This window comes from Bacillus cereus group sp. MS39 (assembly GCF_040448665.1).
GTDB lineage: Bacteria > Bacillota > Bacilli > Bacillales > Bacillaceae_G > Bacillus_A > Bacillus_A wiedmannii.
Window position 1 is genome coordinate 1176932 of sequence record NZ_CP123058.1, and the last position, 13955, is coordinate 1190886.

A 13955-nucleotide genomic window follows, 5' to 3' on the forward strand; every position below is an offset into this window, starting at 1 on the left:
CCTTATGTATAAAAGAAAAAGAGGAAGATGAAAAGAACTAAAAAAGGACGCTAACAGTTTTTGTTAGCGTCCTTTTTATTATGAAGCAATTTCACCAGTTTTTGTATCATCTTGATTGTACGTATCTTGATCTAATTCACCAAGCCATTTACTAGAAATAAGACCTGCTGTCATAGAACCACTTACGTTAAGAGCTGTACGACCCATATCGATTAATGGTTCAACTGAGATAACAAGAGCGACAATACCGATTGGTAAGTTCATTGTAGATAGTACGATTAACGCTGCGAATGTTGCACCACCACCAACACCGGCAACACCGAATGAGCTAATAGCAACGACAGCGATTAAAGTTAAAATAAATTGTGGTTGTAATGGATCGATTCCTACAGTTGGAGCGACCATCATTGCAAGCATTGCTGGATAAATACCTGCGCAACCGTTTTGTCCGATAGATACTCCAAATGATGCTGCGAAGTTTGCAATCCCTTCGGAAATACCAAGCTTTTCTTTTTGCGCTTCAATATTTAATGGCATTGCACCAGCACTAGAGCGAGATGTGAATGCAAATGTTAATACAGGGAACACCTTTTTTAAATATTGAATTGGATTTAAACCAGATAGAGCAATTAATAATAAGTGGATAACGAACATTACGATAAGTGCCACGTAAGACGCTAACACGAAGTTACCAAGTTTTAAAATAGCATTAATGTCGCTACCAGCAACTGTTTTTGCCATAAGAGCTAATACGCCGTATGGAGTAAGACGTAAAATTAATGTTACCATACGCATTACGATTGCATATACAGCATCAAGCATTTTCTTAAATAGTTCTGCTTGTTCTGGATATTTTCGTTTTACACCTATAAAGGCGATACCGATAAAGGCTGCAAATATTACAACAGAAATTGTTGATGTTGGACGAGCTCCTGTTAAATCAAGAAACGGATTTGTAGGTAACAGCTCTAATAATTTATCTGGAATTGTTGTTTTTTCAATAGAAGTAAATCTTTCTTCAACTAGTTTCAGACGAGCAGATTCTGCATCACCTTGTTGCAGGCCTGTTGCAGATACATCAAATCCTGCACTTGCGGCGATACCGACAGCTGCAGCGATTCCTGTAGTAAGAATTAAAATTCCGATAATAAGACCACTAATTTTACCAAGGTTTTTCGTTAACTGTAATTTTGTAAAGGCTGAAATAATAGATACTAAAATAAGTGGCATAACGATCATTTGAAGTAATTTCACATAACCGTTACCGATCAAGCTAAACCAAGTATTTGATTCAATAATTACTTTAGAAGTTGGCTCATAAATAAATTGTAATATAAGACCGAATATAATTCCGACTCCTAAAGCAGTAAATACACGTTTATTAAAAGATACATGCTTACGTTGCATATAATATAGTACGCCAACTAAGATGATCATGACTGCAACGTTAATTCCGACAAGCAGTGTATTCATGTTGATTCCCCCTAATTCCAATCTGTTATATAGAATATAAGGTAATAAAACCTATAAGTCAACTAGGAAATTGCGGAATTAAAAAAAGATGGCAAAATGCCATCTTTAATGTCCAGCTCCAGGGACAAGTAAAAACGTCGTGTAGTATGTAAATCCTATGAAGAAAACAGTTAAATATGCCCCGAATACGTATATATACATACGCTCTGTTAAATTTAAATAGCTTAAAAGTACGAAGAAACCCGTTTGTCCTAAAAATAGTAGTGCAGCCTGTTGCATATCCCCTACGTAAAACATAACCGAGAAAATTCCAGTCCAAAAGCCGAGAACGCGAAACATGCGCTCCATGCCATCTCCCTCCTTTTCTAAAAAAAGTAAACCTCACCTCATTATAGTTCATTTTTCTTACTATTGTAAATATTCGTTCATATAAAAAGAAGCCAATTATAATTGGCTTCTTTTTATATGAGAAAATTAAATTGTTAGTTTGTAATTACAAGATTTACATCCATCTAGTAGACTATCATTTCGTGTTAATTCCGTGTTAGGGAATAGGATTTCAAAAATCCCTTTCATCATATCTCCGTGCATGTTACAAATTTCAGTTGGGTGATGAACAGCAACTTCTTTAAATGGACAATTGTGTACATCGTAGAAAATTTTCGTTCCATCTGCACTTAATTCAAATGCAGGTGATAAACCAGCTGTTGAGAAAGCTTCTTTTGCAATTTGGACTTTTTGCTCTACTGTTAAAGCATCTTCGTTCACATGTAAACGCTGCATATGTTGTTGCATTAACTCGGCCCCGAATTGTTTTCCTGTTTCGTATAGCGCTTTTTCACCAGCGGCGCCAAGACTAAGTAAAGAATTAAATGCTATTCTTGCTAACAATTGATAATCGCGGAATGGAAATTGTAATTGAATCACATCTTCAGATAATACATATAATCTGCTTGGTCTTCCGCCTTTTCCAGTTTTCTTTGTTTCCGATTTCAGCATATGAACATCTTCTAATTTAGATAAATGTAAACGCGCTACGTTTGGATGAATGTCGAACTCATCTGCAATTTCTTGTACAGTTACGTAACTATGTTTTTGAGAAATATATTTATAAATGTAATAACGAGTTGGGTCAGATAATACGCCTGTAATTTTTAAAGCTTGTTCCATGAGGATCTCCACCTTTATCACTTTATCCAAGATAATAACATTATAATACAGATAAACTTCCATATAGGTAATTTCAGACAATAATTCGGAAATTGTTCATAATTTCACAAACATATTTTTCCTTTTCTCTCTAGTGAAAATGTAAAAATACCGATTTTTCAGATGGATTTTTTCATGCTATATACATAGTGGGGAGGGAAAAATGATGAATGGAATTGAAAGCTTTGCGAATATGATTTTGAAAGAGGCGTGTAGGGTACAAGCTTCGGATTTACATATTGTGCCCAGGAAGAAGGATGTAGTGGTTCAACTGCGTATAGGAAAAGATTTAATGACGAAACACTGTATCGAGAAGGAATTTGGAGAAAAACTTGTTTCACACTTTAAATTTTTAGCATCCATGGATATAGGGGAGAGACGGAAGCCACAAAATGGTTCACTGTATTTACAAATGGATGGACAAGAAGTGTATTTACGCCTTTCCACGCTTCCAACCGTATACCAAGAAAGTCTCGTTATTCGTCTTCATTTACAAGCATCTATCCAGCCGTTATCTCATCTTTCGTTATTTCCAAGTACAGCGAAAAAACTACTCTCTTTTTTACATTATTCCCATGGATTACTCGTATTTACTGGACCGACTGGTTCTGGAAAGACAACAACAATGTATGCATTATTAGAGGTCATTAGAAAAAAGAAAACACGTCGCATCGTTACACTGGAAGATCCAGTTGAAAAAAGAAATGACGATGTATTACAAATTCAAATAAATGAAAAAGCAGGTATCACATATGAGGCAGGATTAAAGGCTATTTTACGTCATGATCCAGATATTATTTTAGTCGGTGAAATTCGTGATGAAGAAACAGCGAAAATCGCTATAAGAGCAAGTTTGACTGGCCATTTAGTAATGACGACACTGCATACTAATGATGCGAAAGGGGCGATACTCCGATTTATGGATTTCGGTATAACGAGGCAAGAGATTGAACAATCTTTATTGGCTATAGCTGCACAGCGACTTGTCGAATTGAAGTGTCCGTTTTGCAAAAGAAAGTGCTCAACTTTATGTAAATCAATGAGGCAAGTAAGACAAGCGAGTATTTATGAGTTGTTATATGGATATGAGTTAAAACAAGCGATTAAAGAAGCAAACGGGGAATGTGTCACGTACAAGCACGAAACATTAGAATCTTCGATACGAAAAGGATACGCTTTAGGATTTTTAGAAGAGGATGTGTATGTTTAAGAAAATATGGAGTTTAAGTGATCAAGTTGTATTGCTGAAACGACTAGGAGAACTATTAGAAAAAGGATACTCCCTTTTGCAGGCATTAGAATTTTTACGGTTTCAATTACCTTTAGAAAAGAAAGTACAAATGCAGCGCATGATTGATGGATTAAAAAATGGAAAAAGTCTACACGATTCTTTTCATCAATTAAAGTTTCATCAGGAGATGTTAAGTTATTTATTTTATGCCGAGAAACATGGTGATATTTCTTTTGCATTGCAACAAGGGAGCGCACTTCTTTATAAAAAGGATAAGTATAGGAAAGATATGATGAAAATAATGCAGTATCCTATGTTTTTGGCGCTCTTTTTACTAATCATGATTTTGATTTTTAATCGCATTTTATTACCACAGGTTGACATGGTATATAGTTCATTCGGTTCCACAGCACCGTTATTTACAGAACAAATATTAAGTACAATTAAGCTACTACCCTATCTTATTTTTAGCACTATTTTTATCGTTATGATTGGCTGTAGTCTATATATATTGTACTTTCAAAAACTCCCGCATATGAAGCAGGTAAAAATTAAGCTTTGTATCCCCCTCGTAAAAAAATTTCTTATTTTAAAGCATTCACATTATTTCGCCACTCAATTGAGCGGTTTATTACACGGCGGACTATCAGTACTTGAGGCTCTAACAATAATGATGGAGCAAAATTATCATCCGTTTTTTCAATATGAAGCGGGCCGAATTGAACGTCAATTAATTGCGGGAGAACCGTTGCAATCTATTATTGCTAAAAGCGGATATTATGAGGAAGAACTTTCTTATATTATTACGCATGGACAAGCAAACGGTAATTTGGCGATTGAATTAGGTGACTATAGCGATCTTATTATGGAAAAAATGGAGCAAAAAGTTAAACGTATGTTAGTGATCATTCAACCAATTTTATTTACGTGTATTGGGGGAATAGTCGTTCTTATGTATTTAGCAATGATTATGCCAATGTTTCAAATGATGAATTCTATTTAGGAGGCATTTACATGCAGAATGAAGAAGGGTTTACCCTTTTAGAAATGTTATTAGTTATGGTCGTCATAACTGTATTATTACTATTAATTATTCCGAATGTAGTTACACAGCGTTCATCCGTCGAAGGAAAAGGATGTAAAGCCTATGTGAAATCTATAGAAGCTCAAATACAAGCATACCATTTACAACATAATAAAATTCCCTCGCTAAAAGAGCTAAGGGATGCAAAATATATTACAGCTGATGAGTGTCCGAATGGTGAATCCATTCATATTTCAAATGATGGCACAGTAACAACTGGGAAACTGTGAAACAAAAAGGTTTTACTCTTTTAGAAATGCTACTCGTTCTATTTGCAATTTCTGTACTAAGTATGGTCACGTATTTTAACGTACATTCATTACATGAAAAACAAAAAGTGGAGCAATTTTTAAGACAGTTTTCAAACGATATTTTGTATATGCAACAATTAGCGATAAACCGTCAAAAACACTATACATTACGATGGTATAAAGATAGACATACGTATTATATAGGGGAGCTAAGTGAGAATCTTACTATCATTAAAAGAGAATATGATAGCGATATACAAATTGATTTGAATACTTTTCCAAATCCGATGACATATAATCCGAGTGGAAATATTAATAGAGGTGGCACTATTTTACTTTCGTATCGAAGTTATAAATATGAGATTGTATTTCAGCTTGGGAGAGGGAGATTTACGTATCGTGAAATGTCAAAAAGGGTCAGTGATGGCTGAGATGCTTGTAGCATTAAGTATAGTAATGATGGCAGTATCTTTACTACTTCCGCAAACAGTATTGGTTATGCAAGAACGAAAAAACATACAAATTCGTTATAAAGCATTTGTATTATTAAAAAGGGAAGCAGCTTTATATATGTATGAGAATGGGGCGAAACGACCGCAAGAAAAAGTCGTAAACGGAAATGTATATTACACATATTGGGGAGGAAATGAAGTTTGTGCTATGTGGAAAGATGTGAAAGGAAGAATGATGGAACAATGCTTTTATGCAGGAGAAAAAATAAATTAGAAGTTGGGTTTACATTAATAGAAATGATTGTATGTTTTTTTCTGTTATCACTGTTCTTTTTACTCTTACCACGTTTGAATTTTATTGGAATAGAAAACAACCAATCAAAAGGATTAAATAATTGGGAATGGGATGTGTTTATAGGACAAGTACAGTTAGAGTTTCGTGAAGTATCTTTTGTAGAAAAAATAGTCCCTGAAAATAAAGATAATCTTTTGCGCTTCCGTCTTCGCACTGGAGATGAAGTGACGTATGAAAAATTGAATAATCATCTTATAAGAAAAGTGAATATGCGCGGAAGAGAAGTTATATTACAAAATGTTGAAATGGTTTCGTATGAAGTAACACCTCATTTGCTCTTTATAAATGTGAAAGATATGAGTGGGAAAATATATGAAGGTGTAGCTGTAAGATATAGCGAAATGGAAATAAATACATGAGAAACCAAGCTGGATTTACGATGCCAGGAACAATCATTTTTCTTGTATTATTAACTTCGTTCTTTGTATACGAAACGAATATGTTGCTTATAGATAAAAAATTTTATATTGAAATAGAGCAAAAGTTTGTACTGGAAGAACTACTAAATCGATCTATTACAAATATAAAAAAAGACTTACAGCAAAAAGAAAAGGAAGATACTTTTTTCTTTCAATATGAAAAAGGCGAAGCAAGTGGGAATTACGTCTTTGAAAACGATGTTATACTCGTTTCGTTGCAGTGCAAAATAAAACAAGAAGTTTTCTACAAGGTTAGTTTCCGGTATAGAAAAAAGGATGAGAAAATATTCGATTGGATAGAAGGATAGTATGTAAAATATATGGATAAAACCATAATTTCTTATTTTAAAATAGGTTATTTTTTTATAGGAAATGGATAAATAAAACAATTGAAAGTTTAAATTTTCTCAAAAAAGAGAAAGGTAGAAAGAATATGATATATTCAAGCTATCCAAACATATTTTTTTAGGGAGAATAGGGAAATGACAAATAACAATCAAATAGGTGAAAATAAGGAACAAACTATTTTTGATCATAAAGGAAATGCAATTATGACGGAAGATAGGGAAATACACATTATTTCAAAATTCGAAGAACCTCTTATTGTCGTGTTAGGAAATGTATTAAGCGATGAAGAATGTGACGAATTGATTGAATTGTCTAAAAGTAAGTTAGCACGTTCTAAAGTTGGTTCATCACGTGATGTAAATGATATTCGAACGAGTAGTGGTGCATTTTTGGAAGATAATGAACTTACTGTGAAGATTGAAAAACGAATTTCATCTATCATGAATGTTCCTGCATCGCATGGAGAAGGATTACACATTTTAAATTATGAAGTGGATCAACAATATAAAGCGCATTATGATTATTTTGCAGAGCATAGTAGATCAGCTGCTAATAATCGTATTAGTACGCTTGTTATGTACTTAAATGATGTAGAAGAAGGCGGAGAAACGTTCTTCCCGAAATTAAATCTTTCTGTGCACCCTAGAAAGGGAATGGCAGTATACTTTGAGTATTTTTATCAAGATCAATCACTAAATGAGCTTACGTTACATGGAGGGGCACCTGTAACGAAAGGTGAGAAATGGATTGCAACGCAGTGGGTGAGAAGAGGCACTTATAAGTAAAAACGTGTATGTGACGTTTTGTTCTTCATTGTACAAGGAGAACAAAACGTTTTTTTATTAAATAATGTAATCTTTCGTTATAATAACAAATAATAACGGATGATTGAGAGGAACGAACATGAAATCTATATACATAACCGGTTATATGGGAGCTGGGAAAACAACAATTGGAAAAGCGTTAAGTAAAGAACTTCATATGGATGTTGTCGATACAGACCAAAAAATTGAAGAGAAGCAGGAGAAGGCGATTCGTAATATTTTTGCTGAAGAAGGCGAAATGGCTTTTCGGGAATATGAAAGTGAAATGTTACGTTCACTCCCCAGTTGTAATGTCATTATTACAACTGGCGGCGGAATCATTGAGCGAGAGGAAAACCGAAAGTGGATGAAGGAGAATGGAACTGTCGTGTATTTATATTGTGATCCACATCTAATTGCAGAAAGGCTTCGCGAAGATACGACACGTCCACTATTTCAGAAGAAAGATATAGAGGCATTTGTGACGAAATTTGAATCGCGCCGAGCTTATTATGAAGAGGCTCATATTCATATCGATACGACGAATAAGTCTGTAAAGCAAATTATGAATGAATTGAAAGAAAAGATTAATGCATAAAAAAGTGGACATACTAATCAAGTAGAGGTGATGATAATATGTCTACTAATGATTATGTTCGCTTTGTGACACAGCAGTTTGTGTCGTATATGGATGCTCCAAAAGAAGATCGTAAACAAAAGAAAGAACAACGCCGTGCTGAAAAAGAGCCATTTATGAATAAGTGGTTTGGTGTTATGCCGCTTAGTGCTGCTTTGTTTTATCGAAACGTAAAAAATAAAAGAAAAAAATCAAGTTAACGATTTCGTAATATGTATAGCAAAATGAAAATCCCCTAGTAGCATCATACTACTAGGGGATTTTTTATTTACTGCACGGATTCCTTTTCTTCTGTAACGGCATGTATTTTATTGTTTACCCAGACAAATCCAATTCCGATACAAATGGAAATGCCCCACCCAACAGCGGTCATAATTGCTCTCATTTCACCATAGCCATCTACACCGAAAACAGAGATGAAATAAATTTTTAAGAAGCTTTTTAATATGAATTGTAGGCCGAAAAATAGCGTTAAGTATTGTAGTGCTGGATAGATGCGACTATCACGATACAGTTCACGACTTTTATCACGGTCATGGCCTTGCAATGCGGCAATATCTGCTGCGAAATATAACATAAGTGGTTTTTTTATAAAAATGGTACATATAACGATAATACCGAGCACGATGTGATAATACGCATCGTTCCATAACATTCGTTCAGCTGATCCAGATAATAGGTCTACCGTTGTATTAGAAATGAGTGTAATTAAAATAAAGAATCCTGTTACGTTAAACTGTTTTTCTTTTTTAAAGGTATACAGTGTATAAATAATCCCCGGAACAGAGGAAAGTAACATCGCGTAATAAGGGTCGATATAAGGTTTTGCGAATTTCCAAATGAGGAATGGGATTACGAGATAAAAGACAAGATCCAATATAGCTTTTTTATTTTGATTCATACATGGCCTCCTTAAGTCATACATATATTTTATAATATAATTTCTGAAAATTATATAAGGTTTAGTGGGAAAAGCAAAAGTATATTCATATTTGAGGTATTGGTAGATTGAAAAATTGCCCCTAGCGTAGTAAGTTTTTTTAGTATATAATAAAGGAAACGCTTTCATTTTTTGGTTTGTTCACAAAATGGACGGAAAATCACATAGTTACTGTCGATATGTTGCTTTATAATGAAACTAATTAAATATACATGCATACAATATTGTGAAATAAATAACATAAATAATCTATATAAATGTAAACGTTATCAAAATAGAGAGGTGGAAACAATGAGTAAATTTTTCTTCAATCATAATCCAGCAACAGTAGAGGATGGAAGGCTTGTTAAGTATGCTGAAATTATTTATGGAGAAGGTGGCCGTTCTGTATTAGAAAATTTAATGGTGAAGGCATCTATCAGATTGCGTGATCGTTATCCGAATAAATCTGACGAACAGATCTCGAACCTCGTAAATAAAGGCATCCATGATATGTTTCGAAAATATGTGAGTGAGTAAGAGTAGCCGATGGCTACTCTTATTTTTTTTGCATAAGGATGGTGCCTCTAGCTGAAAATAAGGGTGTATTTTGAAAGATATAAAAGGAGTGAAACAGATGAGCAATGGAATTGGCCGTTCAAAAGAAAATCTTCCAACTGATGCAAATCATGTGAGTGCAAAGGATCGTGCGTATCAAAAACGTATGGCAAAGCAAAAACAACAAGAGCGTAATGGCGATAGAGGATAACGCAAAGTAAAGCTCCTTCTAAAACAGAAGGAGCTTTTTAAGATAGAAAATGATTCGCGGTAACATAAAAAAGTCCACCGTTAATAATTTGCACTGTAATGCGGGGTTCATACTGTTCTTGCAGTGCTTGTTTTTCAATTTCATAGCTTTCAGGAAGTTCATCACTTTCTTCATAAAAACGATTTAAAAGGTCCAAATCGTGATTCCAGCGCACCCTTGCTTCTTTCGCCCACGTATGGTCATCTTCTGCAATAATGCTTTTTAAAGCATCCTCTATACGTTGTAAACCGCTTTGCGGTTTAATGATAGGCGAGAGCGTAAAACAAAAGTCAGGTATTTTCGGTGTGAGTTTAATTTTAGCTAATGTTTCATGAAAGTTTGCAATCATTGTGCCAGAAATAAGATGAATTCCAATGGAGTGGAGGATATCTTTTTTTCGATCACATTGATAGGAAACTTTAATATTTACACCGAGCCACGGATGGAGCGGTGTATGTGTCGCCCCGCTATGCCGTACTTCCTCATATAAACGTATGTAAGACCCTAATTCTTTTGTCGTTTGAAAAATTTGATGAAGACGTGGTGAACCGTAGTGAATAAGCTCGCCATCGTTTTCTTCATTTTCTGGATTTGTAATAAGGGTAAGGCGCATCGGATTCGGTACGCCTCCTGTTTTCTCAAGATAGTGCCAATAAAAAGGGCGGTTCATTAATAATTTATCCATCTCAATTGTTAACTGCACGTCTAATAATTGAGGAGAACGCTCTAAAATTTCGCAGTTATTCGCCTCGAAAAAATTATATAAGTAATTATGAATTTCATGTTGCTGCATAGCCTTGCACCTCAGCTTCATTTCGTTTCGCGAAGTCGATAATAGATGTTAAGTTTTCCATCTTAATTCGGATTTCTCCTTCGCTTTTTGATTGCGCAAATATTTCTTGAATGTGCGCGTCGATGTTTTTCATATTAATTCTCGTTAAAATTTCATCGAGTTCACCGATAACACGCTCGAATAAATTGATTTTTTCATATAACAGTTTCAAAATATGTTCTTCAACAGTGTGTTTTGTAGCTAAGTTATAAATATGAACATCATTCTTTTGACCAAGACGGTGAATACGTCCGATTCTTTGTTCAAGGCGCATTGGGTTCCATGGTAAGTCGTAATTGATCATATGGCTACAAAACTGTAAGTTAATCCCTTCACCACCAGCTTCAGTTGCAATTAACACTTGCGCACGGTTTTGGAAAAGTTCCTTCATCCAATCTTTCTTCCCGCGTTTAAACCCACCGCGGAATGGTACGGAAGAAATACCGTGTTGTTGTAAAAACCATTGTAAGTACATTTGTGACGCTCTATATTCTGTGAAGATGATGACTTTATCGTCAATTTCTTTTATAAGCTCTAGAGCTTTATTCGCTTTTGAGTTAAAAGGAATATGATTAATTTTGTCCATTAGCACATCAATATGCGGGTCTTTTATGTAATGTTCATTTTCCTTCTGTCGTTTTTCCACATGTTTTTTTAATGAATAGTAAACAGCCTCACGACTACTGCACGCTTCCCGTTTTAAAGTTAACGATGAGAAAGCGGATGTGAAGGCATCTTGTCCTCTCCAATTTTCAATATCATTATATAAAGCTTGCTCTTCTTCATTAAACTCAACAAAAATTGTACGTACATGTCTCTTTGGCCAATCAATTCCGGTATTATGACGCCGATTTCGGACCATTACTTTGTTAATAAGAGCTTTTAAATCTTCATCAGATTCGGCAGAACGATTTTTTGAAGCGTAATATTCTTCAAAGTTGGATTGATTGCCTAAATGTCCTGGTTTTAATAAAGAAACGAGGTTGAAAATTTCATCAATCTTATTTTGAACAGGAGTAGCAGTTAATAATAAACAAAATTTCTTTTTTAATCGTTGTGCAAATTCATAGTTTTTTGTTTTATTATTTTTAAGTTTATGTGCTTCATCGATAATAATAAGGTCATATTCTAAGTTCAAAACGATATCACGATGCGGTGAACGTTTTGCAGTATCAATGGATGATACAATCACATCGGCTTGTTCCCATGAATAGCTTTTCTTTTGGGCTACAGCTGGAATGAAAAACTTTGTATTTAGTTCGTATGCCCATTGTGATACGAGAGAGGCCGGGACGAGTATAAGTACTTTTTTCACAAGGCCACGGACCATATATTCTTTTAAAATAAGTCCAGCTTCAATCGTTTTCCCAAGTCCTACTTCATCTGCTAGAATCGCTTTGCCATTCATTTGTTCAATGACATTTTGAGCCACTTCTAATTGATGAGGAAGCGGTGTGAAATGAGATAAATGTTTCGGTGCTTGTAGTCCATCGAAAGTAGGAACAAGTAACGATTTTTCTGTTTCATAAGCTAAATGGTATAAATCCCAGTTTGTCCAAGGGCCATCTTCGTCAATTCTATTTAAAAAATTGTTTTGCCACGTCCGATCTACGGAAATATCGACATTCATTATGACTCTCCCACCTTTTATAAACTAAAGTAATTATTAAAAAAATCTTTATTATATAAGCCTTGTAATAAGGCTCTATTACACTTGCTGAAAGTTAAAGAATAGGAAAAGATAAAGGGCTAAATTTTGAAAATTGTATTTAATAAGATTAAGAATGAAAAATTCTAAATTATTTTTTATGCTAGAATATTGATGAAATATAGCGAATAATGTTAGGATAATGGTGTGAAATGTGTGGAATCTTTCGTATTTTATCCAAGAAAGTGATTTTTTATTTACGCTTTCATAAAAAAATATAATGAGATTCCGTATATCCTATCTTTTCAGAGTGAAAATGTTTAGATATGGCGAGCAACTTTTATTGATTTGTCAAAGCATAAGGGGGAGAGAGCATGATTACATTACAACGTACACCGTTATTTGATGTATACGCGAAGTATGGTGGAAAAACAATCGACTTCGGTGGTTGGGAATTACCAGTTCAATTTTCAAGCATTAAAGAAGAACATGAAGCTGTACGTACGGCTGCAGGTTTGTTCGATGTGTCTCATATGGGAGAAGTTGAGGTAAAAGGTGTAGATAGTTTAGCATTTTTACAACGTGTTGTTACAAATGACGTTTCTACCTTAAAGGTAGGAGGCGCACAATATACAGCTATGTGCTACGAAAATGGTGGTACAGTAGATGATTTATTAATCTACAAACGTGGTGAAGAAGACTATTTATTAGTAATCAATGCATCAAATATCGAGAAAGATTACGAATGGTTAGCTAGCCATGTAGTTGGCGATGCGACAGTAGTCAATGTTTCTAGTGAAGTTGCACAGCTTGCAATTCAAGGTCCAAAAGCAGAAGGCATTTTACAAAAAGTTGTGTCAGAAGATTTGAAAGAAATTAAGTTCTTTAAATTTAAAAACGATATTCTTGTAGATGGAATTCCAGCACTTGTATCTCGTACAGGTTACACAGGTGAAGATGGATTTGAAATTTACTGTAAGAGTGAAGATGCTGCAAAACTTTGGGAGAAACTTCTTGAAGTTGGAGCAGAAGAAGGCTTAAAAGCATGTGGTTTAGGTGCTCGCGATACACTTCGATTCGAAGCAACATTACCACTTTATGGTCAAGAATTATCAAAAGATATTACACCGATTGAAGCTGGCATCGGCTTTGCGGTAAAACCAAATAAAGAAGCAGACTTCTTTGGAAAAGAAACGTTAAAAGAGCAAAAAGAAAACGGTGCGCCTCGTAAATTAGTCGGCATCGAAGTAATCGAACGTGGAATTCCTCGTACACATTACCCTGTATTTATTGGAGAAGAAAAAATCGGGGAAGTAACGAGTGGTACACAATCTCCAACGTTAAAGAAAAGCATTGGTTTAGCACTAATTGATGTAAAATACGCAGCAGTTGATACAGAAGTAGAAATTGAAATTCGTAATAAACGCGTCAAAGCAGTAGTTGTTCCAACACCATTTTATAAACGTTCAAAGTAACGGGGAGAGGG

Annotated in this window: 19 protein-coding genes and 1 pseudogene; 13 read left to right on the plus strand and 7 right to left on the minus strand. The window is 34.6% G+C overall.

Going from position 1 to position 13955, the window contains the following annotated elements:
- Positions 1-78: 78 nt before the first annotated feature.
- From QEP67_RS06125 to QEP67_RS06135, 3 genes are all read right to left on the minus strand, one after another.
- Positions 79-1473: an L-cystine transporter gene (locus QEP67_RS06125; protein ID WP_001094324.1), complete on the minus strand. Its 1395-nt coding sequence runs from the start codon at positions 1471-1473 to the stop codon at positions 79-81.
- A gap of 105 nt (positions 1474-1578) precedes the next feature.
- Positions 1579-1821, minus strand: a complete 243-nt coding sequence (locus QEP67_RS06130) for a DUF2626 domain-containing protein (RefSeq protein WP_000440719.1) — start codon at positions 1819-1821, stop codon at positions 1579-1581.
- A 126-nt stretch (positions 1822-1947) separates the two neighbouring features.
- Entirely contained in the window at positions 1948-2643 is a 696-nt protein-coding gene (locus QEP67_RS06135) for a helix-turn-helix domain-containing protein (RefSeq protein WP_000434122.1), read from the minus strand.
- A gap of 205 nt (positions 2644-2848) precedes the next feature.
- On the opposite strand from QEP67_RS06135, the gene comGA reads away from it, so the two are divergent.
- The 10 genes from comGA to QEP67_RS06185 all read left to right on the plus strand — a co-directional run bounded on the left by comGA (position 2849) and on the right by QEP67_RS06185 (position 8462).
- Positions 2849-3892 (plus strand): competence protein ComGA, encoded by a 1044-nt coding sequence (gene comGA / locus QEP67_RS06140; protein ID WP_001013192.1) that lies wholly within the window; start codon positions 2849-2851, stop codon positions 3890-3892.
- Positions 3885-4916: a competence type IV pilus assembly protein ComGB gene (comGB, locus tag QEP67_RS06145; RefSeq protein WP_353706545.1), complete on the plus strand. Its 1032-nt coding sequence runs from the start codon at positions 3885-3887 to the stop codon at positions 4914-4916. The genes comGA and comGB overlap by 8 nt, the downstream gene beginning before the upstream one ends.
- Positions 4917-4927: 11 nt before the next feature.
- Positions 4928-5227, plus strand: coding sequence for a competence type IV pilus major pilin ComGC (comGC, locus tag QEP67_RS06150; RefSeq protein WP_001178692.1), 300 nt, complete (start codon positions 4928-4930; stop codon positions 5225-5227).
- Positions 5224-5679: a comG operon protein ComGD gene (gene comGD, locus QEP67_RS06155; RefSeq protein WP_000810391.1), complete on the plus strand. Its 456-nt coding sequence runs from the start codon at positions 5224-5226 to the stop codon at positions 5677-5679. Before comGC ends, comGD begins: the two co-directional genes overlap by 4 nt.
- Positions 5672-5974, plus strand: coding sequence for a hypothetical protein (locus QEP67_RS06160; protein WP_000829516.1), 303 nt, complete (start codon positions 5672-5674; stop codon positions 5972-5974). The genes comGD and QEP67_RS06160 overlap by 8 nt, the downstream gene beginning before the upstream one ends.
- A complete protein-coding gene (comGF, locus tag QEP67_RS06165; protein ID WP_048562311.1) occupies positions 5944-6414 on the plus strand; it encodes a competence type IV pilus minor pilin ComGF in 471 nt (156 codons plus the stop codon). The genes QEP67_RS06160 and comGF overlap by 31 nt, the downstream gene beginning before the upstream one ends.
- Entirely contained in the window at positions 6411-6782 is a 372-nt protein-coding gene (gene comGG, locus QEP67_RS06170; RefSeq protein WP_001245749.1) for a competence type IV pilus minor pilin ComGG, read from the plus strand. Before comGF ends, comGG begins: the two co-directional genes overlap by 4 nt.
- Before the next feature lie 174 nt (positions 6783-6956).
- Positions 6957-7607 (plus strand): 2OG-Fe(II) oxygenase, encoded by a 651-nt coding sequence (locus QEP67_RS06175; protein WP_000183841.1) that lies wholly within the window; start codon positions 6957-6959, stop codon positions 7605-7607.
- Positions 7608-7725: 118 nt separating this feature from the next.
- A complete protein-coding gene (gene aroK / locus QEP67_RS06180; protein WP_000836634.1) occupies positions 7726-8223 on the plus strand; it encodes a shikimate kinase AroK in 498 nt (165 codons plus the stop codon).
- Positions 8224-8261: 38 nt separating this feature from the next.
- Positions 8262-8462 (plus strand): YqzE family protein, encoded by a 201-nt coding sequence (locus QEP67_RS06185; protein WP_000106081.1) that lies wholly within the window; start codon positions 8262-8264, stop codon positions 8460-8462.
- 68 nt (positions 8463-8530) lie between these two features.
- Here QEP67_RS06185 and QEP67_RS06190 read toward each other — a convergent pair whose 3' ends face one another.
- Together QEP67_RS06190 and QEP67_RS06195 are read right to left on the minus strand one after the other, a co-directional pair.
- Complete coding sequence (locus tag QEP67_RS06190; protein ID WP_001073110.1) at positions 8531-9163, minus strand: VC0807 family protein; 633 nt, start codon at positions 9161-9163, stop codon at positions 8531-8533.
- 139 nt (positions 9164-9302) lie between these two features.
- A pseudogene (locus QEP67_RS06195) lies at positions 9303-9420 on the minus strand (GTP pyrophosphokinase).
- A gap of 73 nt (positions 9421-9493) precedes the next feature.
- Here QEP67_RS06195 and QEP67_RS06200 point away from each other — a divergent pair.
- On the plus strand, positions 9494-9721 hold the full coding sequence (locus QEP67_RS06200) for a hypothetical protein (RefSeq protein WP_000032704.1): 228 nt from the start codon (positions 9494-9496) through the stop codon (positions 9719-9721).
- Between the two features lie 97 nt (positions 9722-9818).
- Positions 9819-9950, plus strand: coding sequence for a hypothetical protein (locus QEP67_RS06205; RefSeq protein WP_000064669.1), 132 nt, complete (start codon positions 9819-9821; stop codon positions 9948-9950).
- Between the two features lie 37 nt (positions 9951-9987).
- Here QEP67_RS06205 and QEP67_RS06210 read toward each other — a convergent pair whose 3' ends face one another.
- Positions 9988-10782, minus strand: a complete 795-nt coding sequence (locus QEP67_RS06210) for a YqhG family protein (RefSeq protein WP_001183975.1) — start codon at positions 10780-10782, stop codon at positions 9988-9990.
- On the minus strand, positions 10769-12451 hold the full coding sequence (locus QEP67_RS06215; protein ID WP_001100033.1) for an SNF2-related protein: 1683 nt from the start codon (positions 12449-12451) through the stop codon (positions 10769-10771). Before QEP67_RS06215 ends, QEP67_RS06210 begins: the two co-directional genes overlap by 14 nt.
- 392 nt (positions 12452-12843) lie before the next feature.
- On the opposite strand from QEP67_RS06215, the gene gcvT reads away from it, so the two are divergent.
- Positions 12844-13944: a glycine cleavage system aminomethyltransferase GcvT gene (gene gcvT, locus QEP67_RS06220; protein WP_064459834.1), complete on the plus strand. Its 1101-nt coding sequence runs from the start codon at positions 12844-12846 to the stop codon at positions 13942-13944.
- Positions 13945-13955 lie beyond the last annotated feature (11 nt).